Raw genomic sequence first — 25,586 nt, 5'->3', positions numbered from 1 at the left:
GGTGTCATTGGCACAGAAAGGAGCCGGCCAAATGGGTGTCAGACCTGCCCGTCTCGAAGATGTCGACGCGGTGACGAACACCCAGATCAGGGCGTGGAAGCACGGCTACCGCGACTTCCTGCCCCCCGGCCCGCTGCAGCAGATGACCGGCCCCGCCGCCGAGAAGATGTGGCGGCGCCAGTGGGATGAGGCGATCATGTCGCCCCCCTCTCCGCGGCACCGGGTCCTCGTCGCCGTGGAACGTGTCGTTCCCGACACCGAAGAATGGCACGCGCTCGGTCCGGGCGGCGTGCTCGCGGCGCTGCCGACGGCCAACGAGCGGGCCAGCGACCGGGTCGTCGGGCTCGCCTCCCACGGCCCCGCGGAAGACCCTGATCTGCACCCCGGCTTCACCGCCGAACTGCTCACGCTGCTGGTCGACCCCAACCACATCCGGCGCGGTCACGGCAGCAGGCTGCTCAACGCGACCGTCGACCACCTGCGCGACGACCACTACTCGTCGGTCGTGACCTGGGTGTTCGCCGAGAACTACGCGATGCTCGGGTTCCTCGAGTCGGCCGGCTGGGGCGAGGACATGGCCGAGCGCGTGCTCGACATGGGCCGCCCGATCCGGATGGTCCGCATGACCACGGACATCTCACGCGCGTGACCACCCCCGCTCAATGGGTCGCCGGTGCGCGGCCCCGCACTCTCCCCGCCGCGGTCGTCCCGGTGGCGGCCGGAACCGGTGTCGCCATCGGCGACGGCCGCTTCGTCTGGTGGGCGGCGCTCGCGGCGCTCTTCGTGGCGCTGGTCCTCCAGGTGGGGGTCAACTACGCCAACGACTACAGCGACGGCGTGCGCGGCACCGACGACGGCCGGGTCGGCCCGATGCGGCTGGTCGGCTCGAAGGCGGCCACGCCCAAGGCGGTGCTGACCGCCGCGCTCGGCTGCTTCGCGGCGGCGGCGGTGGTCGGCCTCGCGCTGGTGGTGGCGACCTCGGCGTGGTGGATGCTGGCGTTCGGTGCGCTGTCGATCCTGGCGGCGTGGTTCTACACGGGCGGCTCGAAGCCCTACGGCTACCGGGCGCTGGGCGAGCTGTCGGTGTTCTTCTTCTTCGGGCTGGTCGCCGTCATCGGCACCGCCTACGTGCAGACCGGCTGGTCGTGGCTGTCGGTGTGGGTGGCGGTGCCGGTCGGCTTGCTGGCCATGGCGCTGCTCGTGGTCAACAACCTGCGCGACATCCAGACCGACGAACCCGCCGGGAAACGCACCCTCGCGGTGGTCCTCGGCGACCGTCGCACGCGGGTTCTCTACGCGGCCTGCCTGCTGGTCCCGTTCGCGTGCGTGCTGCCGCTGCTGTGGGAACGGCCGTTCGCGGCGCTGGGGCTGCTGGCGCTCCCGCTGGCCGTGCCGCCGGTGCGCGAGGTCCTGGGCGGCCTCCAGGGTCGCGCGCTGATCGCCACCCTCCAGCAGACAGGGCGGCTCCAGATCGTCTTCGGCCTGCTCTTCGCGATCGGCCTCTCGATCACGCTGTAAAGGCTCTTTTTCCGTTACGGCTCTCGCCGACCCCGGCACCGCCCGCCCCACCGAGAGCCACCGTCACCGGCGCCAACCGGCCGCGCCGACTCCGCCCCGCAACGGCGGAACACGCATGACGAAAGGCCAGGACCCCCGTAACGATCCTGGCCCACCGGCACCCACCCACCCCGGGCAGAGTCATCGTGACGCGGCCGACCGACGTTTTCGCGGCGCCCGACGCCACCTGTGGAGACCTAGAGGTCGAGAAGTGCGTCGAGCCCCACCGTGAGACCGGCCGGAAGCTCGCGCACCCGCCGCACCCCCAGCAGCACGCCCGGCGTGAACGACGCCCGGTTCATGGTGTCGTGGCGGATCGTCAGGATCTCGCCGTCACCGCCCAGGATGACCTCCTGATGCGCGATCAGCCCGGCCAAGCGCACAGCGTGCACGCGCACCCCGTCGACATCCGCCCCGCGCGCCCCCGGAAGCTCCTGGGAGGTCGCATCAGGCATGGGCCCCAGCCCCGCCTCGGCGCGAGCGGCGGCCACGAGTTCGGCCGTGCGGCGGGCGGTCCCCGAGGGGGCGTCGGCCTTGTTCGGGTGGTGGAGTTCCATGATCTCGACGGACTCGAAGAAGCGCGCGGCCTGCTGGGCGAAGTGCATCATCAGCACGGCCGCGATGCCGAAGTTGGGCGCGATCAGCGCGTTGGTGCCGGGGTTGGCCGCCAGCAGGGCCCTGACCTCGTCGAGGCGGGCGGCGTCGAAACCGGTGGTCCCGACGACCGGGTGGACGCCCCGCTCGATGCACCAGCGGAGATTGCCCATCACCACGTCGGGGTGGGTGAAGTCGACCACCACATCCGCGGCGGCGATCGGGTCGAGGGCGTCGTCCTTGTCGACGGCGCCCACGAGCTCCAGGTCGTCGGCCGCGTGGACGGCCTTGCACACTTCCACCCCGACGCGGCCACGCGCGCCCAGCACACCTACTTTGATCACGTGCTAAGGCTAGCGGTCAGCTCACCGCGTCCGAGAAGTCCTTCCCGGCGAACGGCCCGATCACGGCCAGCGTGAGGGGGCGGGTCAGGACGTCGGAGGCGACCTCGGCGATGTCGGCGGCCGTCACGGCGTCGATGCGTTCGAGGACCTCGTCGACCGACATGAGCCGGTCGTAGACGAGCTCGCTCTTGCCGATCCTCGACATGCGGGAGCCGGTGTCTTCAAGCCCGAGCACGAGACCGCCGCGCATCTGGCCCTTGCCGCGCGTGATCTCCTCCTCGGTGAAGCCCTCGGAGACCACGCGGGCGATCTCGTCGCGGCAGATCTTGAGGACGTCGTCGATCTTGGCGGGCAGGCACCCGACGTACACCCCGAACTGGCCGGTGTCGGCGTACTGCGAGGTGTAGCTGTAGGCGCTGTAGGCCAGGCCGCGCTTCTCGCGGATCTCCTGGAACAGGCGCGAGGACATGCCGCCGCCGAGCGCCGCGTTCAGGACACCGAGGGCGAACCTGCGCTCGTCGGTGCGGCTCACGCCGGTCGTGCCGAGCACCAGGTTGGCCTGCTCGGTCGGCCTGTCGACGACCTTGACGCCGCTGTGGGCGGGCAGTCCGGTGCCGCCGACGCGGGGCGGGATCGGCGCGGCGTCGCCGCCCAGGGCGCCGGCGCGCTCGTAGGCGCGGGCGACCAGTTCCACCACGTGTTCGTGGGACACGTTGCCCGCGACCGAGATCACGGTGTGGGTGGGCAGGTAGAAGCGCTGGTAGTACTCGTGGATGCGGTCGCGCGTGAGGGCGTTGATCGTGTCGTCGTTGCCGAGGATCGGGCGCCCGATCGGCGTGTCGCCGTAGAGCTCCTCGGAGAACGCCTCGTGGACCACGTCGGAGGGGTCGTCGTCGTGCATGGCGATCTCTTCGAGGATCACGCCCCGCTCCGACTCGACGTCGTCGGGCGTGATCAGCGACGAGGTGACCACATCGGCCAGGACGTCGATCGCCAGCGGCAGATCCTCGTCGAGGACCCGCGCGTAGTAGCAGGTGTACTCCTTGGCGGTGAACGCGTTGATCTCTCCGCCGATGCCCTCGATCGAGGCGGAGATCTCCATCGCGTCGCGCGTGGGAGTGCCCTTGAACAGCAGGTGTTCGAGGAAGTGGGTGGCGCCGGTGTGCTCGGGGTCCTCGTCGCGTGAGCCGATGCCGACCCACGCGCCGACCGCGACGGAGCGCACGGTCGGCATCGTCTCGGTGACCACGCGGAGCCCACCGGGCAGGACGGTGCGGCGGATGACCCCCGCACCGTCCTTTCCGGGGAACAGCGTCGTCGTTATCACGAGTTGCGGTCGTCCCGTCCGGAACGGCTGCGGGTGCGGCGGCGGCGGGGCTCGCCACCGTCGCCACCGTCGTCGTCGGAGTCGGCACCGGCGGCGGCCACCGGCTCGGGCTCACCGGACTCGGCGCGGGCGGCCTTCTCGGCCGCCTCCTTCTCCACGACCTCGACCGGGACCAGGGACAGCTTGCCGCGCGAGTCGATCTCGGCGATCTCCACCTGGATCTTCTCGCCGACGCCCATCACGTCTTCCACGTTCTCGATGCGCTTGCCGCCGTGCAGCTTGCGGATCTGGGAGACGTGGAGGAGGCCGTCCTTGCCGGGCATCAGGCTGACGAAGGCACCGAAGGCGGCGATCTTGACGACCGTGCCCAGGTAGCGCTCGCCGACCTCCGGCATGTGCGGGTTGGCGATGGCGTTGATCGCACTCCGGGCCGCCTCGGCCGAGGGGCCGTCGGTGGCGCCGATGTAGATCGTGCCGTCGTCCTCGATGGTGATCTCGGCGCCGGTGTCGTCCTGGATCTGGTTGATCATCTTGCCCTTCGGGCCGATGACTTCGCCGATCTTGTCTACCGGGACCTTGATCGTGATGATGCGCGGCGCGGTCGGGTTCATCTCCGCCGGAGAGTCGATCGCCTCCTGCATCACGTCGAGGATGGCCAGGCGGGCGCCGCGCGCCTGCTTGAGCGCGGCGGCCAGGACCGAGGCGGGGATGCCGTCGAGCTTGGTGTCGAGCTGCAGGGCGGTGATGACGTCCTTGGTGCCGGCGACCTTGAAGTCCATGTCGCCCATGGCGTCTTCGGCGCCCAGGATGTCGGTCAGGGTGACGAACTGGTCACCCTCGCCGATCAGGCCCATCGCGATGCCGGCCACCATCTCGCGCAGCGGCACACCGGCGTCGAGCAGCGCCATCGTGGACGCGCAGACCGAGCCCATCGAGGTCGAACCGTTGGACCCGAGGGCCTCGGAGACCTGGCGAATCGCGTACGGGAACTCCTCGCGGCTCGGGAGAACCGGGATGAGCGCCCGCTCGGCCAGCGCGCCGTGGCCGATCTCGCGGCGCTTGGGCGAACCCACGCGGCCGGTCTCACCGGTCGAGTAGGGCGGGAAGTTGTAGTTGTGCATGTAGCGCTTGGTGCGCTCGGGGTTGAGCGTGTCGATCATCTGCTCCATGCGGAGCATGTTCAGCGTGGTGATGCCCATGATCTGGGTCTCGCCGCGCTCGAACAGCGCCGAGCCGTGGACGCGGGGCACGACGTGGACCTCGGCGCTGAGCTGCCGGATGTCCTTCGGGCCACGGCCGTCGATGCGGACGCCCTCGTTGATGACGCGCTCGCGCATCAGCTTCTTGGTCAGGCTGCGGTAGGCGGCCGACAGTTCCTTCTCACGGCCTTCGAAGTCGGAGAGGAGCTTCTCGCCGACCAGGGCCTTGACCCGGTCGATCTCGGCCTCGCGCTCCTGCTTGCCCGCGATGGTGAGGGCGGCGGCCAGCTCGGAGCGCACGGCGCCCTCGACGGCCTGCAGGGCGTCTTCCTGGTAGTCGAGGAAGATCGGGAACTCGCCGGTCTCCTTGGCGGCGACCCGCGCGATCTGCGACTGGGCCTCGCACAGGACCTTGATGAACGGCTTGGCCGCCTCGAGACCCTGGGCGATGGTCTCCTCGGTGGGCGCGACGGCGCCCTCGGCGACCAGCTTCAGCGTGTCCTTGGTCGACTCGGCCTCGACCATCATGATCGCGACGTCGCCGTCGGCGAGCACGCGACCGGCCACGACCATGTCGAAGGTCGCGCCCTCGAGCTCGGTGTGGGTCGGGAACGCCACCCACTGGCCGCTGATCAGCGCGACCCGGACGCCGCCGATGGGGCCCGAGAAGGGCAGCCCAGCGAGCTGGGTCGAGAGGCTGGCGGCGTTGATCGCGACGACGTCGTAGAGGTGCTCCGGCTGGAGCGCCATGACGGTGGCGACGATCTGGATCTCGTTGCGGAGACCCTTGACGAACGACGGGCGCAGCGGCCGGTCGATCAGACGGCAGGTCAGGACCGCGTCTTCAGACGGACGGCCCTCACGCCGGAAGAACGAGCCGGGGATGCGGCCCGCGGCGTACATGCGCTCCTCGACGTCGACCGTCAGCGGGAAGAAGTCGAGGTTCTCCTTCGGGTTCTTCGAGGCGGTGGTCGCGGAAAGGACCATCGTCTCGTCGTCGAGGTAGACGACGGCGGACCCGGCCGCCTGGCGGGCGAGACGACCGGTTTCGAACCGGATCGTACGCGTGCCGAAAGAGCCGTTGTCGATAACGGCTTCCGTGCTGTGGACACCCTCCACGGGGGACCTCCTTTGTCGGGTCGGTCACCCCACGTCGCCGGCTCCCGGAGGTGCGGCGCCGGTCTTCGATCGAAGCGCCCGGTCGCGTCGACCGGGGGCCACTACCGAGGACCGGCCCTCTTTTTCCGCGGATTGACGCGGGGCACTGGTTTCACGGGTGGTTTCGGTATTCGGTTGTACTACACGTAAGGGAGCGGCGAACAGATCGCCGCTCCCTTACCGCGCACTATCGGCGCAGGCCCAGCCGCTCGATCAGCGAGCGGTAGCGGGTGATGTCCTTCGCCTGCAGGTACTTCAGCAGGCGGCGGCGGCGGCCGACGAGCAGCAGCAGGCCGCGACGGCTGTGGTGGTCGTGCTTGTGGGTCTTGAGGTGCTCCGTCAGGTCGCTGATGCGCTTGCTGAGCAGCGCGATCTGGACCTCGGGGGACCCGGTGTCGCCCTCGCTGGCGCCGTATTCGGCGACGATGGCCTTGGTCGTGGCGGTGTCGAGCGACACTGCTTCTCCTTTGTTCCCTGGGCACGCGCAAACTGGTTCAAAATCCCGCGAACGACCGTGCGTGCCTACAGTCGCCGTGACGAGAAGCCGGTGATGACTCAGCCGACATTCAAAGGTACCACCGCGCGTTAACCAGCCGAGACGGTCAGTCTCCGGGCCTCGTCGACGTCTGCGCGCATCTGTTCGATCAGAGCGTCGATCGAGTCGAACTTCAGGGTGTCGCGCAGCCGGGCCAGGAAGTCGACCCCGACGTGGAGGCCGTAGAGGTCGAGATCGTCGCGGTCGAGGGCGTAGGCCTCGACGGTGCGGGTGACGCCCTCGAAGGTGGGGTTGGTGCCGATGGAGATCGCGGCGGGCCAGCGTTCGTCGGGCGACTCGAGCCAGCCGGCGTAGACGCCGTCGGCCGGGATCGCCGTGTGGGACGCCGACTCGACGTTGGCGGTCGGGAACCCGAGGGCCCGGCCGCGCTGGTGGCCCCGGACCACGACGCCCTCGACCCGGTGGAGGCGGCCGAGCTCGTCGGCGGCGGCCGCGACGTCACCGTCGGTGAGGTGCTGGCGGATCAGCGAGGACGTGATGTCCTCCAGGCTGCTCACCAGGGGCACCCCGACGGCGACGAAGTCGTATTTCTCGCCGAGTTCCCGCAGGGTGGCGAGGTTGCCGGCGGCCTTGTGGCCGAACCGGAAGTTCTCCCCCACCACGACCCCGGCGGCGTGGAGCCGGTCGACCAGGGCGATCTGCACGAACTCCTCGGGCGAGGTGCGCGAGAACTCCAGCGTGAACGGCAGGATCAGCACGGCGTCGACCCCGAGGGCGCCGAGCAGCTCGATGCGCCGGTGGGGGGTGGACAGCTGCGACGGGTGGCTGCCGGGCCGGACCACCTCGTCGGGGTGCGGGTCGAAGGTCACCGCGACCGAGGCGACCCCCAGCTCATGGGCGAGCTCGACGGCCTTGCGGACCAGCGTCTGGTGACCCCGGTGAACGCCGTCGAACACCCCGATCGTGACGACGGACCGGCCCCAGTCCGTAGGCACGTCGTCAAGTCCGAGCCAGCCGCGCACGTCGACCCCCACAGGCAATTAGCGAAGTAACCCTAAGCGTCCCACACGTCCCCGAACCCGTAGACGGCGAGGCCGAACACGGCCGGTGGCGCCGGAGCCGTATCGGAAGAAAGCCCTTATCAGCCCACGAAGACGGCGAGCGGCTTGGCGGCGCCGCCCTTCTCCTCGACCAGAGCCAGGAGCTCACCGCCCGGGGCGAAGACCCCGATCGGGCCCTCCCCCAGCCCGGCCGCCTTGAGCCTGCCGCCGTGGGAGACCAGGCGGGCCTCCTCCTCGGTGACGTCGCGGCGCGGGAAGGCCTGGGAGACGGCGTCGGCGATGGGCAGGATGACGCACTCCTTCTGGAGCTCCTCCAGGGTCTTCGCGCTCTCCGCCGTGTACGGCCCCACGCGCGTGCGGCGCAGCGCCGTCAGGTGCCCGCCGACCCCCAGGCCGTTGCCCAGGTCCCTGGCCAGGGAGCGGATGTAGGTACCGGAAGAGCACCTGATCACAGCCGTGACGTCGACGTGCTCACCCAGGGCGACCGAGGTCACCTCGAAGGAGTACACCGTGATCGGCCGGGCCTGGAGCTCCACCTCTTCGCCCTGGCGGGCCAGTTTGTACGCCCGCTCACCGTTCACCTTGATCGCGCTGACCTGCGGCGGAACCTGCATGATCAACCCGGTCAGGGCCTCGACCCCCTTGTGGACGTCGTCGGCGGTGACCGCGGCGGCCGACGCACGGCCGGTCTCCTCGCCCTCGGCGTCGTCGGTGTTGGTCGAGACGCCGAGGCGCATCGTGGCCTCGTACACCTTCTCGGTCAGCGCCAGGTGGCCCAGCAGGCGGGTGGCCTTCTCGACCCCGACGACCAGCACGCCGGTCGCCATCGGGTCGAGGGTGCCGGCGTGGCCGACCTTGCGGGTGCCCGCGATGCCGCGCATCTTGGCCACCACGTCGTGGGAGGTCCAGCCCGAGGGCTTGTCGATGATGATGATCCCGCTCGGGGGCGGGGGGCGTCTGGTCACGCGAGCAGCTCCGTGAGGCGGGCGACGGTCTCTTCGGGGGTCTCGCGGGAGGAGAACCCGGCCGCGCCGGGGTGCCCGCCACCCCCCAGAGCGGTGCAGGCACGGCCCACGTCGGCCGCGCCCTTCGATCGGGTCGACACGTTCCAGGCGCCCTCGTCGTCTTCCTTGAAGACCACGGCCACCTCGGCGTCGTCGACCTTGCGCAGGACGTCGATGACGCCCTCGACCTCGTCGTAGGGCAGGGCGTTGAGGGCCCGGTCGGCGCGGGTCACGGTCGTCCAGACCAGCCCTGCGCCACCGACGGCCGACCGGTCGAGCTCGGCCCGGGACAGCGCCGAGCCGAGAACGCGCAGGTAGCCGAACGGCGAGCGGTCCCACAGCTCGCGGGCGATCACATCGGGGTTCAGGCCCGCGTCGAGCAGCCGGCCGGCCAGGGCGTGCACGGCCGGGGTGGTCGAGCTGTAGCGGAACGACCCGGTGTCGGTCACCAAAGCGGTGTAGAGGCAGGTCGCGATGTCGCGGTCAATCTGGAGCCCCAGCCGCCGGAGCAGCTCCTCGGCCAGCACCGCCGTGGCCGCCGCCGAGGCGTCGACCAGCGGAACCGTGCCGAACCCGGTGTTGGACGCGTGGTGGTCGAGCACCACCAGCTCGCGTGCCCCCTTGGCCGCGGGGACGAGCAGGCCGAGCCGCTCGATCGTGGCGGCGTCGAAGGTGATCATCAGGTCCGGCTCGGCCGGGAAGCGCGCGGATTCGACGAGCAGGTCCTGGCCGGGCAGGAAGCGCAGCAGCCGGGGAACGGTGAGCACGTGGTCACCGAAAGAGGCGACCACGTGCTTACCGGCCTGCCGCAGGGCCTGTCCGACGGCGAGCATCGAACCGAGGGCGTCGCCGTCGGGGGTGACGTGACAGGCCAGGGCGATCGAGTCGTGCGAACCGATGAGCGCGACCGCGCGCGCCCATTCGGCCTCTGGCGGCAGCGTCACTTCGCGCTACGCCCGGACACCTCATCGGTGTCGTCCTCGAAGGAGTCCTCGTCGAACTCTTCGTCGTCCTTCTTGTACGGGTCGGCGTCGCCCGCGTAGGCGGCGCCCTCCGCCTTCTTGGCGATCTCGGCGTCCCGCGCCTTGGCCTCGGCCAGCAGTCCGTCGAGGTGACGGGCGCTGTCGGGCAGGGGGTCGTGGGTGAACGTGAGGGTGGGCGTGTGCCGAAGCCCGGTCTGCCGGCCGACCTCCGAACGGATGATCCCCTTGGCGCTCTCCAGCGCCGCGGCGGTGTCCTTGCGTTCGGCGTCCGACCCGAAGACGGTGTAGAAAACCGTCGCGTCACTCAGGTCGTTGGTGACCCGGGTGTCGGTGATGGTGACGAAACCGAGTCGCGGATCCTTGATCCGGCGCTCCAGCATCTCGGCGACGATCTGCTGGATTCGGTCCGCCAGCTTCCTGGCTCGCGCGGCGTCCATGGGCGCGCTCCCCCTTCTTCCAGATGTACGGCTGACGCTGCGACCCTGCGGTCTATTCCTCGTCGTTGAACAGGCGGTGCCGAGCCGAGAGCAGCTCGATCTCCGGGCGGAAGGCGACGGCCCGCTCGCACGCGTTCAGGACCTCATCGACGTTCCCGGCCGAGCCCGAGACGACGGCGACGCCGATCTCGGCTCTTCTGTGCAGGTCCTGATGGCCGGTCTCGGCCACCGCGACCGCGGGGAACCGCCGGCGCAACTCGGCGATGAGGGGACGGACAACGGACCGTTTCTCCTTCAGCGAGTGAACGTCGCCGAGGATGATGTCCAACGTCAGAGCACCGACATACATGTGATGTTGTGGCGCCAATAGACCCTGGCGCGTGGGTCGTGAGTGGGTCTATCTGGGAAACCGGTCCCCCGCCTCGCGTACGAGGCGGGGGACCGGGTCGATCAGCCCTTAGTCGCGGGGCTTCTCCCGCATCTCGAACGTCTCGATGACGTCGTCGATCTTGATGTCGTTGTAACCGACACCGATACCGCACTCGAAGCCCTCGCGGACCTCGGTCGCGTCGTCCTTGAACCGGCGCAGCGACGAGACGGTGAGGTTGTCGGCGATGACGACGCCCTCGCGGATGATCCGAGCCTTGCTGTTGCGGGTGATGACACCCGAACGGACCAAGGTACCGGCGATGTTGCCGATCTTCGGAACCTTGAAGACCTCGCGGACTTCGGCGGTGCCGGTCTGGATCTCCTCGAACTCGGGCTTGAGCATGCCCTTGAGGGCCGCCTCGATCTCCTCGATCGCCTGGTAGATGACCGAGTAGTAGCGGATGTCGACACCCTCGCGCTCGGCCAGATCGCGCGCCCGGACCTCCGGCCGCACGTTGAAGCCGATGATCACCGCGTTGTCGTCGGCGATCGCCAGGTTGACGTCGTACTCCGTGATCGCACCGACGGCGCGGTGCAGCACGCGGAGGTTGACCTCCTCGCCCACATCGATCTTGAGCAGCGCGTCTTCCAGTGCTTCCACCGAACCGGACACGTCGCCCTTGATGATGAGCTTGAGCTCGTCGATCTTGCCCTTCTCGTAGTCGCTGAACAGCTCCTCGAGCGTACGGCGGCGACCGGCCTTGGCCATCTCCGCGATGCGCTGACGAGCCGCCCGCTCCTGGGCGATCTGGCGGGCCATCCGGTCGTCGGAGACGACCAGGAAGTTGTCACCCGCGCGGGGCACGGCCGTGAGGCCGAGCACCCGGACCGGACGGGACGGGTCGGCGACCTCCACCGGCTGCATGTTGTCGTCGAGCATCGCCCGGACGCGGCCGAAGGCCTCGCCACAGACGATCGACTCGCCGACCCGCAGGGTGCCGCGCTGGACCAGCACGGTCGCGACCGGGCCGCGGCCCTTGTCGAGGTGGGCTTCGATCGCGAGGCCCTGGGCGTCCATGTCGGGGTTGGCGCGAAGGTCGAGCTCCGCGTCGGCCGTCAGCAGGATCGCCTCGAGCAGGCTGTCGATGCCCAGGCCCTGCTTGGCCGAGATGTCGACGAACATGGTCGAGCCACCGAACTCCTCGGCCACCAGGCCGTATTCGGTGAGCTGGGCACGGACCTTGGTCGGGTCGGCGCCCTCCTTGTCGATCTTGTTGACCGCCACGACGATCGGCACTTCGGCCGCCTGGGCGTGGTTGAGCGCCTCGATCGTCTGCGGCTTCACACCGTCGTCGGCCGCGACCACCAGGACGGCGATGTCGGTGGCCTGCGCACCACGGGCACGCATGGCGGTGAACGCCTCGTGACCCGGGGTGTCGATGAAGGTGATCTTGCGGTCTTCGCCTTCGTGCTGCGTGTGGACCTGGTAGGCACCGATGTGCTGGGTGATGCCACCGGCCTCACGCGCCACCACGTTGGTGTTGCGGATGGCGTCGAGGAGCTTGGTCTTACCGTGGTCGACGTGACCCATGACGGTCACGACCGGCGGACGCGGCGCAAGGTCGGCCTCGTCGCCCTCGTCTTCACCGAACTCGATCTTGAACGACTCGAGCAGCTCACGGTCCTCCTCCTCGGGGGAGACGACCTGGACGACGTAGTCCAGTTCGGCGCCGAGGAGCTGCAACGTCTCCTCGTTCACCGACTGGGTCGCGGTCACCATCTCACCGAGGTGGAGCATGATCTGGACCAGCGCCGCCGGGTTCGCGCCGATGCGGTCGGCGAAGTCGGACAGCGAGGCACCGCGCGGCAGGCGGATCGTCTGACCGCCACCACGGGGAGCCTGCACGCCGCCGATCGCCGGCGCCGACATGTTGTCGAACTCCTGGCGCCTCTGACGCTTCGACTTACGTCCACGCGTCGGACGGCCACCGGGACGCCCGAAGGCACCCGCCGTGCCGCCGCCACGACCACGGCCACCGGGACCGGGACGGCCACCGAAGCCACCGCCGCCACCACCGGGACCGCCGCCACCGGGACGACCGCCACCGCCACCACCGGCGGCACCGGCGCGCGGAGCGAAACCGCCACCGCCACCGGGACGACCGCCGCCGCCACCGCCGCCACCCGGACGGCCACCGCCGCCGCCCCCACCGGGACGACCGCCGCCACCACCGGGACCACGGCCACCGCCACCGCCGGGACCGCCACCGGGACCGGCGGGCCGGCCCTGCGGCATCATCGACGGGTTGGGACGGGGACCACCGGGACGAGGACCACCGGCACCCGCCGGCGGACGCGGACCACCCGCACCGGCGGGGCCGGGACGCGGGCCACCGGGGCCGGGACGAGGACCGCCCGCACCGGCGGGGCCGGGACGGGGACCACCGGGACGCGGGCCGCCGCCCTCACGGCGCGGCTCGCGGGGCCCGCGATCGCCACGGTCCTCGCGAGGGCCGCGGTCGGGACGGTCACCACGGTGCTCGCCGCCCCTGTCGGGACGGTCACCGGCGGGCCGGTCACCACGGTCGGGACGGTCGCCGGGACGGGCGGGCCGCTGGCCCATGCCGCTGGCGTTGGAAGAGAACGGGTTGTTGCCCGGACGCGGGCCACGCGGACCCGGCTTGGGCGAGTTGGACCCACCCGGACGCGGAGCGCCACCACCGGCGGGGCCGGCGGCCGGACGCGGAGCGGGAGCGGGCCGGGGACCCGGCTTGGGGCCGGGACGCGGGCCGGAACCCGAAGGCGCCGAAGAAGGGCTCGGTGCGGACGGAGCCTGCGGAGCAGCCGCGGGCGGGTTGGCCGCCGCAGCCGGACGGGGCGCCTCGGGGCGCGGAGCCGGAGCGGGCGGAGCCGCCGGGCGCGGAGTCGGCTCGCTCTGGGGAGCGGGCTGCTGCGGCGCCGGATGCGGCATCGGAACCGGACGCGGCGCGGGCCGCGGACCGGGCTTGGGAATCGGCCGGTTGCCGAATTCCGAGGGTGAAGCGGGCGCGGACGCGCCATTGCCGGCCTGGTCGTTGCCGACCGGCCGGGGTGCCGGCCGTGGGGCCGGACGGGGGGATTTGCCCCCCTTGGAGTCGCCCTTACCGAACGCCTCCGTCAGTTTGCGGACAACCGGTGCCTCAATCGTTGAGGATGCCGATCGAACGAACTCGCCCATTTCGGTGAGCTTGGCCATGACGACCTTGCTCTCTACCCCGAACTCCTTGGCGAGCTCGTAAACCCGGACCTTCGCCACTGCACTCCCTAACTCGGCCCGGGAGGCTGTGCCGCCGGACCGTCGCTACCTGGACGTACTCATTGCCGCGTGCTCATCAGGCGCTCATAGCAATCTGACTCCGCCCATCAACTCGGCTTCTTACAAAACAGTTGGTAACCATTCACCCGGCGCCTTTCCTCGTCAAGTCCTCCAGGTAAGCCCGCAAGCGCGCCTGATCGAGCGTTCCCTCCACGCGGAAAGCGCGGGTGAACGCCCGGCGACGTTCTGCGAGCTGCAGACAGGGCAGGGAGGGGTGCAGCGAAGCACCGCGTCCTGGAAGCCGTTTCTGCAGGTCAGGGATGATCACATCCCCGGCCACCACCAGTCGGAGTAGCTCGGACTTGGCCGTGCGAACCCGGCAGCCCACGCACGTTCTCAGCGGGACGGCCTGGCCACCATATTCCAGCTTACCTTGCCGACGCATCAGCGGGATCGGCCGGTGCCTCATGAGTATCCGGCTTGATGTCGATGCGCCACCCGGTCAGCCGGGCGGCCAGCCGGGCGTTCTGCCCCTCTTTACCGATCGCCAGCGACAGCTGGTAGTCGGGCACCGTCACCCGCGCGACCCTGCCCTCGGCGTCGACGACCTCGACCCGCGAGACCCGCGCCGGAGACAGCGCGTTGCCCACGAAGTTGGCCGGTTCCTCCGACCAGTCGATGATGTCGATCTTCTCGCCGTGCAGCTCGGTCATCACGTTGCGCACCCGGGAGCCCATCGGGCCGATGCAGGCGCCCTTGGCGTTGACACCGGGCTTACGGGAGCGCACCGCGATCTTGGTGCGGTGACCGGCCTCGCGGGCGATGGCGGCGATCTCGACGGTTCCGTCGGCGATCTCCGGCACCTCCAGCGCGAACAGCTTCTTCACCAGGTTCGGGTGGGTTCGGCTCAGCGTCACCGAAGGGCCCTTGTTGCCCTTCTTGACCTGGACCACGTAGCAGCGGATGCGCTCGCCGTGGACGTATTCCTCGCCGGGGACCTGCTCGTTGTGCGGCAGGATGGCCTCGATCTTGCCGAGGTCGACCAGCACGACGCGCGGATCCTTGCCCTGCTGGATGACGCCCGCGACCAGCTCGCCCTCGCGGCTCGCGAACTCGCCGAAGTTGATCTCGTCTTCGGCGTCGCGGAGCTGCTGCAGGATGACCTGCTTGGCGGTGGTGGCGGCGATGCGGCTGAAGTTGCCCGGGGTGTCGTCGTACTCCCGGAGGACCTCGCCCTCCTCGCCGATCTCGGCGGCCAGGATCGAGACGTGGCCCGACACCCGGTCGAGCTCGGCGCGGGCCTTCTGCGCGGCCCCCTCCGTGCGGAAGTAGGCGATCAGCAGCGCGTCTTCGATCGCCTTCACGACCAGGTCGAACGAGATGTCCTTCTCCCGTTCGAGGCTGCGCAGGACGCTCATGTCAATGTCCACAAGGCTTCCCCTCAGCCCTCATCGCCGTCTGCGATGTCATCTTCATCTTCGTCCTCGTCGTCCAGATGCTTGAACTCCACCTGGACCTTGCCCTTTGCCAGATTCGCGTACGCGAAACGGCCGGCCGCTTCGATCTCCACACCCTCGTCGTCGGCCTCGGCGATCCGGCCCTCGACTTCGGTGCCGTCGGTCAGCGCCGCCTTCACCAGCCTGCCTCGCGCGCGGCGCCAGTGGCGCGGCTCGGTCAGCGGGCGGTCGACACCGGGGGAGGTGACCTCCAGCACGTAGGGGCTGTTGCCGAGCGCGTCGCTCGCGTCGAGCTTCTCGGAGACCGATCGGCTGACTTCTGAGACGTCGTCGAGGCTGATGCCGCCGTCACGGTCGACGACCACCCGCACCAGCCGGCGCTTGCCTGCGGGGGTGACCGTCACGTCTTCGAGGTCGAGACCTTCGGCCTCGACGACCGGGGCGAGCAGCGCCACGAGGCGGTCGCGTCGGGCGGATTCGCCCATGGTGACCTCCTTACCAATGGCCATCGGGGGCGTACCTCGCCCAACGTGCACACAGCCTATCGACAGCCGGGCACCGCTCGCCGCGCCCCGCGAACGCGCCCCCGCCAGTGTCCCGTGGCCGGACGACCCTGGAGCGCTCTACGCGTAGTGAGAGCGTGGGCCGCCAGTGTGGCGCGGGCCGGATGGGCTCTGGAGCGCTCTACCATGGGCGGGTGCCTGTGGGAGAGTCCGGTATGAACATGTCCCGGCGTACCCTTCTGGGTGCCGGGGCCGGCCTGGTGCTGGTGGGCTGCGCGAAGGGGCAGGAGCCCGCCTCGGCGCCCGTTTCGCCCTCCCCCGATCCGCAGGCGGTGTTGCTCGCCGGGCTCATCGAGGGCAAGGAGAAGCTGGTCGCGCTCTATCAGCAGGCCGCCCTGTCCCACGTGAAGCTGGCGCCCGCGCTGCAACCCTTCCAGCAGCGGCATCTCGATCATCTGGCGGCGCTGCGGCGCCATCTGTCCAAGCCCGGCTCCCCCGCCGCGACCCCGACCCCCGTGGTCAACCCGGAGGTGACCGTGGAAGCGCTCAAGGAGGCCGAGCGGGCCGCCGCGGCGTCCCGGCCGGAGCAGGCCGCCGCCGCTGTGCCCGTGGTGGCGCAGCTCGTGGCGAGCATCGGGGCGTGTGAGGCCGTCCACGCGCAGGCTCTGGGGCGGCTCAAGTGACCGCCCTCGCGAAGGCGCTGGCCGCCGAGCACGCCGCCGTCTACGCCTACGGTGTCATCGGCGCCAAGACGAGCGGCGCCTTGCGGGTCAGGGCGACGACCGGGTTCGACGCCCACCGGGCCCGCCGCGACCAGTTGCGCAACCTGATGCGCCGCCGGGGCGAGACCCCCGCCGAGCCGGGCAGCTACCAGCTGCCCTTCGTGGTGACCACGCCCGCGCAGGCGGCCCGGCTGGCCGCCTACATCGAGGAGCGGGTCTGCGCGGCCTATGTGGAGCTGTCGGCCGACACCGACCAGGCGCTGCGGCGGCTGGCCGTGCTGGCCACCCAGGAGTGCGCCGTACGGGGCTACGGCTGGCAGCCGGAGATCGTGGCCTTCCCCGGCATGCCCGGCCAGGTGAAGACCGTCCCGAGCACACCCGCCACACCGCCTCCCGCCACCACGCCGCCCGCCTCCGGCGACCCGGCCGCACCCCAGGACGCGATCTCGTCATCCCCGGCCCCGTCGACGCTTCCGGCCCCCGCCGACAGCTGACGCCTGTTTATTCCCGTATCGGCGGGTAGTTCAGATCGTCATGAGTTGGGGCTTCCGAAAAACCATCAAGATCGGTCCGTTCCGGATCAACTTCTCGCGCGGTGGAGTCGGCCACAGCGTCGGCAAGGGCGGCGTGCGATACACCAAGCGCGCCGACGGTGGAAAGCAGGTCAGCGTCGACCTGCCCGCTGGTTTCTCCTGGCGGCGGTCACTGAAGCGCCGCTGACCCGGTTGACTCCCCTCCCACGCGGAGGGGACGTGGAGCGGGCGGTTCGTCACACTCCCCCCGTGGTGACGAACCGCCCCTCTCTGTGTCTATGGCCGCGCCTCCGGCACGGCGGGCGTGGCCGCCTTCAGTCCGCGCCTTCCCTCGTCACTCCGGTTCGCTGCGCTCTCCTGCGTTCCTCAGTACTCCCGCCTTCTTAGAGTTACCTTGAATGTATGGAGAAGCGATTACGTCCCAGGTCAGAGAGTGTTTCCTCCGCTGCCGCCCTGTACCCCGGTGACCTGCCGGGAAGCAGGGAACTGGTCGGCCGGGAGTACCTGCGGGTCAGTGAAGACCGGTCTAAGCGTATGAAGTCGCCCGCTCAGCAGCACGAGGACAACGAGCGGGCATGTGTGGCGCATCGGATCACTCTGGGCGAGCCGTACCGCGAGGGCCGGGCTGTGTCGGCGTCCCGCTACAGCACCGACGTCCGCGACGACTTCGACCGCCTGATGGCGGACCTGCGCAGCGGGGAGTTCGGCGCGAACGTGCTGGTGCTGTGGGAGAGCTCCCGGGGATCGCGCCGGGTGCTGGAGTGGGTGACCATGCTCGACCTGCTGGAGCAGCAGGGGATCTTGGTTTTCGTCACCACCCACGGCCGTCTGTATGACCCGGCCAACCCGCGTGACCGGCGCGGGTTGATCGATGACGCCAACGACTCCGAGTACGAGTCAGCGAAGATCGCCCAGCGGATCAGGCGGGACATGGCCGCCAACGCGGCCGAGGGCCGACCGCACGGTCTGTGTCCGGTGGGGTTGCGCCCGGTCTATGACGAGCGCACCGGGAAGCTGATCACCTGGGAAGGCGACCCGGACAAGGGCCCCATGATCGTGGAGCTGTTCACGCTGCTGCGCCGGGGACGGAGCTTCCGGAGTCTGGCCAGAGCGTTCGAGGCCAAGGGGTACCGGAACAAGAGCGGCAAGCCCTACGGTGCCGCTCACCTGCGGGACATGGCGCAGAAGGGCGCCTATTCCGGTCTGCGCGTCTGGCATGGCGAGCTGATCGAGGGCACCTGGGAGGGGATCATCGAGCGCGACCTGTGGTGGGACGTTCAGCGGATCTTGACCGAGCCCGCGCACCAGACCACCGCGCCCGCGCCCCGGTTCGGGAGCGTCAAGCACGAGTACACGCGCACGATGCGGTGTGCCAAGTGCCTGGGGCCGATCACCACGCTCAACAGCAAGCGCGGTGACTACATGTGCCAGACCGGGGGATGCGCCCGGATCACCAAGGGCCCCGTGGACAAGATCCTTGATGAGGTCATCGAGGATTTCCTGTCGCAAGCGGACTTCAGCGCGCGGGTAGCCCGCCGGGTGGACACTCCGCAGGTTCGCGCGCTGGAGACCGCGATCGCGCAGCTCCGCGCCGAGCTGACGGAGGCTGAGACCGCCGTCCCGGCCAACGTGTCCGAGGCCCGCCTGTTCGCCCAGTTGATCGAGGACATCAGGCCGAAGCTGTCGGACAAGCAAGCTCAGTTGCGTGAGCTGACCACCCCGTCCGAGCTGGCCTCTCTCCTGGCGGCCGATGACGGCGGCCCGGTCGCCGACGCGGTGACCCGGTGGCGGGACGCCCCGGTCGAGGTCCGCCGCAAGATCGCCAAGGTCCTTCTTAGCCCGCCCTTCCTGGGTCAGGTCCGGCTCAACCCCAAGACGCCGGGCAAGCGCCTGCCCGCCCACGAGCGCCTCACGTGGGTCCGCGATGCCGCATAGCCGCGACCGTGACGGGCAGGCCCGCGCCAGCAGCTACCGGCGAAGGCTTGCCCGTCCGCAGACGAGGAGGGGAGGTGGGCGCCGCTACCGGTAGCCGAGCAAGGCCGCCAGCCGATCCACGGCATCATCGCTGAGAGGCCCCGCCGCAGCCACGATCGATCGGGCGTAGGCAGCGATGACCTGATCTTCCGAGGTCATGTCGCCGACGTCCGCCCGGTGCCGCGTTCCCGCCGACGTGCTCTCAGGCCCCCCAGCAAGATCAACATTCGCGGCGGTTCCCTGATCGGCCTCGCCGCATCCCGCCCGCCCACCCTCCGCTGAGTCGTGGCTGGCCACCGCCGACAACCACTCATCCATACCCGGCAGAAACTCAGGCCCAGACGAAGCAGCCCCTACGGGACTCTTTGCCGAACGACGGCGACGCTTACCCGCACCCGACCGCACCGACGCGCGACCCCGGGCACCCATCAAGCACCAGCCCCCACCGAACCCGACGAACCCGCCAACCCTGGCAACTCACCAGGAGAAGGCCCCCACGTCGGTGGACCACCCGGGCCGCCTCCGCCCCCCGCAGGTCCTTCACGCGCCGCACGCGCCGCCTGCCGAGCCGCCACCAGCCGCAACAGCCGCACCGCCACCGGCTCCAACGCCGGATCAGACGCGCTCAGACGACGCCACACATACCGGCCCGGCTCCTGTGCTTCCTGCTCCGGATCCAGCCCGGCCGCAGCCAGAGCCCACGCCCGCCGATCCGCCTTATGACCCGCCAACGTCTTACCCGACCACTTGCGCGAGACCAGCACGCGACGGCCGCCGTACCCCATCCGGTCCGGACTGTGCGCCTTCTTCCGGCACCACCCCGCCCGAAGACCCAACTTCGCCTTACGCGGCTGCACCCCGTAACGCAGCCAGTTCGCACACTCAGGGCTACACGGCTCCCACCGCAGCGCCTCAGCCAACCGCGCCACATGCCCCGCCCGACCTGACGAACCCATGTCGTCGGACTTCAGGACCGCGTCCCACGACAGCGACTTGGTCAGGTACTTCGTCAGGTACCGGACCCGCTGATCCGCATCGGCCGTCCCGGCTAACACGCCTTGCATGTCCATCTGAGAGCCGAACCGAGCCACATGCAACGGCTCCACCAGCCCGCCGCCCGACGAGCCGCCATCATCCAGGGCGTCTACCGCCTCGTCCCAGGACTGGAGCACCTCACCCGTACCCGGATGCACGTACCCGTGACCTTCCGACCAGACCGGCTCCGCGTCACCCTCACCGAACACCACCCGATCGACCGAAGGCCACCACACCTGCGTATAGGTAGCCTCCACCACCTGACGCAGCACCGACCGGGGCAGCGTCCCCCGGATCGCCATGTGGAGATGAGGGGTCAGCCGCCGTTGCGGCTCCACCGCCGCGAAATACTGCACATCCCACCCCGCCACCCGGCGGAGGTTCTGCACGAACCGGTCGACGAGCTTGGAGAAGTGCAGCGCATCCCGCGCCGCCGACCGGTAATCGTAGGTCTTCGGATCGACCGGCACACCGTTCAGCACCCGCCCGTAGGACGGCAGCGTCAGCGTCAGGAACATGGACGGACGGAACCCCTTACCGTCCCGACCCTCATAGACCCGCCCCAGCGTCCCCGGCACCTGCTCACGCCGAGGAAGATTCACCGCGTCACCCCGACGCCGCGTCGACCGCGAACGCCGCTCCACCACAACGTCAGCCGAGGCCCCGTCGTCGCCCGCGTCCTCCGCATCGGCCAAGACTTCCGTGGTACGGCTCACCGGCTCCAACGCGCCGATCTCGACATCCAGCTCCGCCAGCGCCAGATCGAGATCCGTGGTGTCCTCACCGGCCGACGCCGCGTCCTCCCGCCAGCCTTGAGCCTGCTCCCGAAGGTCATGCAGATACGTCCGGTACTCGCCCCGCGTGTACTCCACGAGCGGTTCGGACTCCATGTGCCAGCCCTCACGGCACTGTGCCTGCCGCACCTGACGAGCCCGCTTTGCACACGGAGGACACCAGCTATCCCGCCAGGACCCGCACGGCAGATCCACTGTGTCCACCACACCCGTCACCACGTCCTGACGACGCATCGGGATAGGACGAAGACACACCCCGTTCGCCACCGCGAGCTGTTCGGCAACCTCACGGGACACCAGCCCCGATGCCGTCACCGCAGCCATGCTGACCAGGCCCGACCCCAGGTCCGACGTACCACCGCCGACGCCGGCAGACTCCCTCGCAGTCGCCCCTACAGGGTGCCTGACGGCATCAACCGGCCTCCGCTCACCGGACGCCCCGACGTCGCTCGCCCCACCGCCCGAGGTCACCACGAGCGACCCCCGAACCAGTCGCACATCTGTCGAATGTCGGCATCCGACACATACGCGGCCCGCACCCGCACTGGATCCGGACTGTTCTCCAACCTGACGTACGCCTCACCCGCGCCCACCGAAGGGTCATCCGGATCACGCGGAATCTGATCCGCCACCCCGCCCCGGTCCCGAGCACCGTCACCGAGGACCATGTCGACCTGACCCGGCTCGTCCAGACGAAGCGCGACCTTGTCCGGGAACAGGTTCCGAATGTTCAGAACCTCTTTGCGCGGGTCCTGGATCGCCGCCACGACCGCGATACCGACCGCGCGGCCCTGGGTGGTGAGCGTGGCCAGCGCCGCCGAAATCCGCAGACGTAACGCCTTGTCCGGCTGGTAGGCGGTCAGGAACGCCACCTCATCCACGACTACCAGGACGAACGGGTCCTCAAGGGTCGGGATGTGGTTGCGCCGCACCCCCGCATACCGGTGCGCCCGCTCCTGCATCAGCGCCACGGCCTGTTCCAGCAGGTCCGCGCACTGCTCAGGCGTTCCCGCGTACTGGTCGAACAGCTCACGGCCAAAGCTCAGTTCCATGAGCTTGGGGTCCAGGCCCCACACCTGCGCGATGCCCGCCGCACACGCCGGGAGCAGAGCCCGAACGATGCCCCACAACCACGACCCCTTACCCGAACCGGTCGCGCCCGCGATCAGCACATGGGTTCCGTGGACCTGGAGACGGAACACCAAGCCATCTTCGGACAACCCGATCTCCACCGGCCCCACCCACGGCCGGTCCGGAATCGGCATCGCCGGAATCACCCGCGACAGCACATCGGCCCGCGGAAAGACCAGCGTCACCCACCCCGGCTTGGGCGAGGTGATCCGCACCCGGGCAGCGCCGAAGCCGCTCGACAGGTTCGGCGCGTGATCGGTGAACTGCTCCACCGCCTGACCGGCCAGCATCCGCACCCGCACCACATCGCAACGGGCATCACAGCGGACCCGCACCAGATCGGGGAGATACAGCCGACCGCCGAAGTTGCCCGCCAGCCCGGACATGACCATGACCGACTGCCACTTACGCCGGTACACCCACACCCAGCGCCACCACGCCATCAGCGGCCAGCCCACCCACCGGCCGAACACGTGCGGATAAGCCCAGACCCACAGGACAGCGATAGCCGACAGATCGACCACCATGAACGCGACCAGCTGCCACGCGCCGAACGACCACAGCCAGCCCGTGACGATCGGCACCGCGCAGGCCACCGGATGACGCCACAGCATGCGGACCGAACCGGCCAGCAGCCGCCACAGCCACACCGCGACAGCGATGAAAGCCGGGGTGCGGACGACGGTCGGAGCGAACACGACCGTGGTGTCAGGACGGGTAGAGACGACGCCGACGATTTCCTGACCAGGAAGTTTACGGAAGATCATGGGACACCCCCATTCAGACCAGAGGACCCCGCACCCCACACCGCAGCCCGCGCCTAGCAGCGAGAGCCGCTCACACCAGCGGTGCCGAAACCCGAGGACCGGCCAGCGCCACCAAGCACCGGCCAGCCCCCAGGCTCCGAATCGGGGGAACAGGGCAAAACGCAGGCCCCGAACGGCACGCCGGACCACACGCGGAAGGGGTTCCAAGCCCCCACGCGCAGCCCGGCATGCCGGGGCAGGCCCCCGACCGCGCAGCGGATCACGGGGACTCAGGCGTGTTGAATGATCGGCGGCTACCGCGCCGCAGCAGGCACCGGCACTACCGGCCCTGAATCAAGACCCTCAGGTCCTCAGCAGGATCATCCCCTGCTGGTCTCTTGCGAACGGGCGACCGCCAAAGGACGAAACCCGCGAGCCCGGAAGCTGTAAGCCATCCGGTTGTTGGCCGAGTTCACATACGGCGTGACCGCAAGATCAATGAACTCGACCGGAACGAACGGCAAGCCGAGACTTGCCATCGCGGCAGGGACCGGAGGCATCTCCGGAGCGACCGCCGCAACGATCTTCACGCTCACCGTCTTGTCCGCCGCGCGGACATTCGGATCGACGTTGGTCACCGCGACCGACCACACCGGCTCACCGGTGATCTTGTCGCGCTGCTGGACGGGACGGTCTTTCGTACTCGCGTCGAAGTCGAGTACCGGGGTGACCTCTCCGGACAGAAAGGCACCGCTGGGAAACACGAACGCGTGGTGCACGGGGATGGGGCCCCTAATCAATTTGGCATCAGCCTCCTCGATAGCCGGTCCCCGCCCGAGCCCTGCCACCTGCTCTCTGACAAGTGATCTGACTCGACGGGCTTGTGACCAGTAAACGGCCCGAGAAGGCCAACAGATCCAGCCATAACCGGACGGCATCAATCGCGCATTCCCAAATCAGGAAACCGCTGTTATTATCCCGCCCACGCCGAACGGCCCCGCATGCGAGGAGCGCACGGAGGCGAGCTGAACAGCGCATATGACACATATGACATTGGTGATCAACCCTCCTCTTCTGCCTCTCGCAGTTCCATCCCTGACAGGGACCAACAGTTCGGACCGGTCACGCGCCCCCGCCCGGCAACCACACGGGACAAGGAAACGCGCTCCAACGACATCGTGCATCCGACAGCGCAACGCCGCCAGACTTCGCACACTCACTACAACCAGACAGCATCGAAGTCGCGCCCGACAATCGCGCATCGGCCTGACCATGGCCCAAACAAAATGCCCGGAAGACCTGCAACCTGCACCAATGCTCACAACTGACGCCGACAGACTCCCTCACGGTCGCCCCTACGGGGTGCCTACGACATCAACCGGCCTCAGCACCCCCACTCGCGAATACAACCGGCGCGATCGCATTCAACGCTTAGCAATCAGCCTTCCGTAGCGTTAAACCGTGACTACCCCCCGCCATCCGCGCTTCACTCGCCGATACCGCAACCTCCCGCAGCGGCCACCGTCCCCCGCTGACGCACCGATACCGACGCCCGCCGCAGCGGCCCGACCGCGCGCCGCCTCATGGCTGGGCCGACTCCTCCGCCGCCACCCACCCGTCAACCGGCCCACCCTCGCCGAACTCGCAGACCTCACCCCCAAAGAACGCCAAGAACTCTGGGACGCACACCGCCAACGCCCCTTTCAAGCCATCACCTCACTCATCACCTCCGTGACCGTCATCCTGGGCATCCTGTTCACCGCCCGCACCCTCGACTACACCGCAGGCACCCTCGACTACACCGCCCGCGCACTCGGCACCACCCAGGAAGGCCAGATCACCGACCGCTACACCAAAGCCGCCGAACAACTCGCCCACAACGCCGTAGACGTCCGCCTTGCAGCCATCTACTCGCTCCAACGCCTCGCCAACGACTCCCCACGCGACCGCCCCACCATCAAAAACGTCCTAGCCGCATTCGTACGCAACCACGACCTCTGCACCCCCACACCCCCGCCCCCGCAATGCGCCCTAAAAAGGAAATCCTCCACAACCGAAACCATTCGCCTGCCCACCGACGTATACGCCGCCCTCACCATCGCCCCGACCCTCACCAACCCACCACCAGCGACCAACGACACCAACACCCAAACCGACCGCTCCGACTTCTCCAATACCCGATTCCCCTACGGAGACCTGCGCAACGTGAACCTGCGCAACGCGGACCTGGCCAGCGCGGACCTGCGCAGCGCGTGGCTGCACGACGCGGACCTGACCGGCGCGGACCTGAACCACGCGGACCTGACTGACGCGTACCTGCGCGGCGCGCACCTGCGCGGCGCGGACCTGGCCAGCGCGAACCTGAACGAGGCGAACCTGACCTACACGGATCTGAACGAGGCGAACCTGATCTACGCAGAAATGAACGAGGCTGACCTGACCTTCGCAGACCTGAACGAGGCGGACCTGACCTACGTGGTCCTCAGCTACGCGAACCTGCGCGACGCGGACCTGACCGGCGCGAACCTGCGCGACGCGAACCTGACGGACGCAGACCTGACCGGCGCGAACCTGCACCGCGCGGACCTGCGCGACGCAGACCTGACCGGCGCGAACCTGACCTACGCGAACCTGACGGGCGCGGACCTGAACCGAGTGCGAGGCATGTCACCGGATGAGATACGCGCAGCAGCCAAAACCGACGTGAACACCGATTTCTGATCTAATCCCGTCACGCGGCATCAGACACCAGCCCGACAGATCCCCTGACTGCGAAGCTGAACCCGCCATTTGTCCAGTCCCACGAGATGATTGACGTTTCTGTCCCAGCACATGCTTTACAGGTGGGCTAGGAAACATGACCGGCC

General features: G+C 69.3%; 23 protein-coding genes. 7 read left to right on the top strand and 16 right to left on the bottom strand.

Going from position 1 to position 25,586, the window contains the following annotated elements; genetic code table 11:
- Positions 1-31: 31 nt before the first annotated feature.
- Both ACYQ78_RS00115 and ACYQ78_RS00110 read left to right on the top strand, forming a co-directional pair.
- Positions 32-649: an N-acetyltransferase family protein gene (locus ACYQ78_RS00115; protein ID WP_459798542.1), complete on the top strand. Its 618-nt coding sequence runs from the start codon at positions 32-34 to the stop codon at positions 647-649.
- Positions 646-1,518, top strand: coding sequence for a 1,4-dihydroxy-2-naphthoate polyprenyltransferase (locus ACYQ78_RS00110; RefSeq protein ID WP_459798541.1), 873 nt, complete (start codon positions 646-648; stop codon positions 1,516-1,518). The genes ACYQ78_RS00115 and ACYQ78_RS00110 overlap by 4 nt, the downstream gene beginning before the upstream one ends.
- A gap of 236 nt (positions 1,519-1,754) precedes the next feature.
- On the opposite strand, the gene dapB is transcribed toward ACYQ78_RS00110, so the two are convergent.
- The 13 genes from dapB to rimP form a co-directional block, all read right to left on the bottom strand.
- Positions 1,755-2,495: a 4-hydroxy-tetrahydrodipicolinate reductase gene (gene dapB / locus ACYQ78_RS00105; RefSeq protein ID WP_459798540.1), complete on the bottom strand. Its 741-nt coding sequence runs from the start codon at positions 2,493-2,495 to the stop codon at positions 1,755-1,757.
- Positions 2,496-2,511: 16 nt separating this feature from the next.
- Positions 2,512-3,819 (bottom strand): M16 family metallopeptidase, encoded by a 1,308-nt coding sequence (locus ACYQ78_RS00100; RefSeq protein ID WP_459799725.1) that lies wholly within the window; start codon positions 3,817-3,819, stop codon positions 2,512-2,514.
- Positions 3,819-6,140 (bottom strand): polyribonucleotide nucleotidyltransferase, encoded by a 2,322-nt coding sequence (locus ACYQ78_RS00095; RefSeq protein WP_459798539.1) that lies wholly within the window; start codon positions 6,138-6,140, stop codon positions 3,819-3,821. Before ACYQ78_RS00095 ends, ACYQ78_RS00100 begins: the two co-directional genes overlap by 1 nt.
- Before the next feature lie 226 nt (positions 6,141-6,366).
- Positions 6,367-6,636 carry a 30S ribosomal protein S15 gene (rpsO, locus tag ACYQ78_RS00090; protein WP_030450882.1) on the bottom strand — a complete coding sequence of 90 codons (270 nt, stop codon included), beginning with the start codon at positions 6,634-6,636 and terminating at the stop codon, positions 6,367-6,369.
- A 128-nt stretch (positions 6,637-6,764) separates the two neighbouring features.
- Positions 6,765-7,697: a bifunctional riboflavin kinase/FAD synthetase gene (locus ACYQ78_RS00085; RefSeq protein ID WP_459798538.1), complete on the bottom strand. Its 933-nt coding sequence runs from the start codon at positions 7,695-7,697 to the stop codon at positions 6,765-6,767.
- Between the two features lie 119 nt (positions 7,698-7,816).
- Entirely contained in the window at positions 7,817-8,701 is an 885-nt protein-coding gene (truB, locus tag ACYQ78_RS00080; protein WP_459798537.1) for a tRNA pseudouridine(55) synthase TruB, read from the bottom strand.
- A complete protein-coding gene (locus ACYQ78_RS00075) occupies positions 8,698-9,684 on the bottom strand; it encodes a DHH family phosphoesterase (RefSeq protein WP_459798536.1) in 987 nt (328 codons plus the stop codon). The genes truB and ACYQ78_RS00075 overlap by 4 nt, the downstream gene beginning before the upstream one ends.
- Positions 9,681-10,160: a 30S ribosome-binding factor RbfA gene (gene rbfA, locus ACYQ78_RS00070; RefSeq protein WP_061299970.1), complete on the bottom strand. Its 480-nt coding sequence runs from the start codon at positions 10,158-10,160 to the stop codon at positions 9,681-9,683. Before rbfA ends, ACYQ78_RS00075 begins: the two co-directional genes overlap by 4 nt.
- 52 nt (positions 10,161-10,212) lie before the next feature.
- Complete coding sequence (locus ACYQ78_RS00065; RefSeq protein ID WP_459798535.1) at positions 10,213-10,509, bottom strand: DUF503 domain-containing protein; 297 nt, start codon at positions 10,507-10,509, stop codon at positions 10,213-10,215.
- A 108-nt stretch (positions 10,510-10,617) separates the two neighbouring features.
- Positions 10,618-13,824, bottom strand: coding sequence for a translation initiation factor IF-2 (infB, locus tag ACYQ78_RS00060; protein ID WP_459798534.1), 3,207 nt, complete (start codon positions 13,822-13,824; stop codon positions 10,618-10,620).
- Between the two features lie 142 nt (positions 13,825-13,966).
- Positions 13,967-14,269, bottom strand: a complete 303-nt coding sequence (locus ACYQ78_RS00055; RefSeq protein ID WP_459798533.1) for a YlxR family protein — start codon at positions 14,267-14,269, stop codon at positions 13,967-13,969.
- On the bottom strand, positions 14,253-15,242 hold the full coding sequence (gene nusA, locus ACYQ78_RS00050) for a transcription termination factor NusA (RefSeq protein ID WP_459798532.1): 990 nt from the start codon (positions 15,240-15,242) through the stop codon (positions 14,253-14,255). The genes ACYQ78_RS00055 and nusA overlap by 17 nt, the downstream gene beginning before the upstream one ends.
- Positions 15,243-15,265: 23 nt before the next feature.
- A complete protein-coding gene (rimP, locus tag ACYQ78_RS00045) occupies positions 15,266-15,766 on the bottom strand; it encodes a ribosome maturation factor RimP (RefSeq protein WP_459798531.1) in 501 nt (166 codons plus the stop codon).
- Between the two features lie 239 nt (positions 15,767-16,005).
- Here rimP and ACYQ78_RS00040 point away from each other — a divergent pair, with 239 nt between their 5' ends.
- The 4 genes from ACYQ78_RS00040 to ACYQ78_RS00025 all read left to right on the top strand — a co-directional run bounded on the left by ACYQ78_RS00040 (position 16,006) and on the right by ACYQ78_RS00025 (position 18,974).
- The gene (locus tag ACYQ78_RS00040) at positions 16,006-16,467 is read left to right on the top strand and encodes a hypothetical protein (protein WP_459798530.1); all 462 of its coding nucleotides are present in this window, start codon (positions 16,006-16,008) and stop codon (positions 16,465-16,467) included.
- Positions 16,464-17,000 (top strand): ferritin-like domain-containing protein, encoded by a 537-nt coding sequence (locus ACYQ78_RS00035; RefSeq protein WP_459798529.1) that lies wholly within the window; start codon positions 16,464-16,466, stop codon positions 16,998-17,000. The genes ACYQ78_RS00040 and ACYQ78_RS00035 overlap by 4 nt, the downstream gene beginning before the upstream one ends.
- Before the next feature lie 40 nt (positions 17,001-17,040).
- Positions 17,041-17,226, top strand: coding sequence for a DUF4236 domain-containing protein (locus ACYQ78_RS00030; RefSeq protein ID WP_459798528.1), 186 nt, complete (start codon positions 17,041-17,043; stop codon positions 17,224-17,226).
- 215 nt (positions 17,227-17,441) lie between these two features.
- Positions 17,442-18,974: a recombinase family protein gene (locus tag ACYQ78_RS00025; RefSeq protein WP_459798527.1), complete on the top strand. Its 1,533-nt coding sequence runs from the start codon at positions 17,442-17,444 to the stop codon at positions 18,972-18,974.
- Positions 18,975-19,441: 467 nt separating this feature from the next.
- Here the strand turns inward: ACYQ78_RS00025 and ACYQ78_RS00020 are convergent, their stop codons facing one another.
- The 3 genes from ACYQ78_RS00020 to ACYQ78_RS00010 form a co-directional block, all read right to left on the bottom strand.
- Positions 19,442-21,166 (bottom strand): replication initiator, encoded by a 1,725-nt coding sequence (locus ACYQ78_RS00020; RefSeq protein ID WP_459798526.1) that lies wholly within the window; start codon positions 21,164-21,166, stop codon positions 19,442-19,444.
- A gap of 143 nt (positions 21,167-21,309) precedes the next feature.
- Positions 21,310-22,740, bottom strand: a complete 1,431-nt coding sequence (locus ACYQ78_RS00015; protein ID WP_459798525.1) for an FtsK/SpoIIIE domain-containing protein — start codon at positions 22,738-22,740, stop codon at positions 21,310-21,312.
- A 359-nt stretch (positions 22,741-23,099) separates the two neighbouring features.
- Complete coding sequence (locus ACYQ78_RS00010; RefSeq protein ID WP_459798524.1) at positions 23,100-23,498, bottom strand: plasmid replication, integration and excision activator; 399 nt, start codon at positions 23,496-23,498, stop codon at positions 23,100-23,102.
- A 952-nt stretch (positions 23,499-24,450) separates the two neighbouring features.
- On the opposite strand from ACYQ78_RS00010, the gene ACYQ78_RS00005 reads away from it, so the two are divergent.
- The gene (locus tag ACYQ78_RS00005) at positions 24,451-25,440 is read left to right on the top strand and encodes a pentapeptide repeat-containing protein (RefSeq protein ID WP_459798523.1); all 990 of its coding nucleotides are present in this window, start codon (positions 24,451-24,453) and stop codon (positions 25,438-25,440) included.
- Positions 25,441-25,586 lie beyond the last annotated feature (146 nt).

The organism is Herbidospora sp. RD11066 (assembly GCF_054661255.1).
Note: the sequence above shows the minus strand (reverse complement) of the source record. Positions and strands in the feature narration are given on the sequence as shown.

Excerpts from the sequence above, each read along its gene's own strand:
- rimP (WP_459798531.1), bottom strand. The coding sequence starts at position 15,766 with ATGGGCGAATCCGCCCGACGCGACCGCCTCGTGGCGCTGCTCGCCCCG.
- ACYQ78_RS00040 (WP_459798530.1), top strand. The coding sequence starts at position 16,006 with ATGTCCCGGCGTACCCTTCTGGGTGCCGGGGCCGGCCTGGTGCTGGTG.
- nusA (WP_459798532.1), bottom strand. The coding sequence starts at position 15,242 with ATGAGCGTCCTGCGCAGCCTCGAACGGGAGAAGGACATCTCGTTCGAC.
- ACYQ78_RS00065 (WP_459798535.1), bottom strand. The coding sequence starts at position 10,509 with ATGTATGTCGGTGCTCTGACGTTGGACATCATCCTCGGCGACGTTCAC.
- ACYQ78_RS00115 (WP_459798542.1), top strand. The coding sequence starts at position 32 with ATGGGTGTCAGACCTGCCCGTCTCGAAGATGTCGACGCGGTGACGAAC.
- ACYQ78_RS00055 (WP_459798533.1), bottom strand. The coding sequence starts at position 14,269 with ATGCGTCGGCAAGGTAAGCTGGAATATGGTGGCCAGGCCGTCCCGCTG.
- ACYQ78_RS00020 (WP_459798526.1), bottom strand. The coding sequence starts at position 21,166 with ATGGCTGCGGTGACGGCATCGGGGCTGGTGTCCCGTGAGGTTGCCGAA.
- rbfA (WP_061299970.1), bottom strand. The coding sequence starts at position 10,160 with ATGGACGCCGCGCGAGCCAGGAAGCTGGCGGACCGAATCCAGCAGATC.
- ACYQ78_RS00015 (WP_459798525.1), bottom strand. The coding sequence starts at position 22,740 with ATGATCTTCCGTAAACTTCCTGGTCAGGAAATCGTCGGCGTCGTCTCT.
- ACYQ78_RS00030 (WP_459798528.1), top strand. The coding sequence starts at position 17,041 with ATGAGTTGGGGCTTCCGAAAAACCATCAAGATCGGTCCGTTCCGGATC.
- ACYQ78_RS00025 (WP_459798527.1), top strand. The coding sequence starts at position 17,442 with ATGGAGAAGCGATTACGTCCCAGGTCAGAGAGTGTTTCCTCCGCTGCC.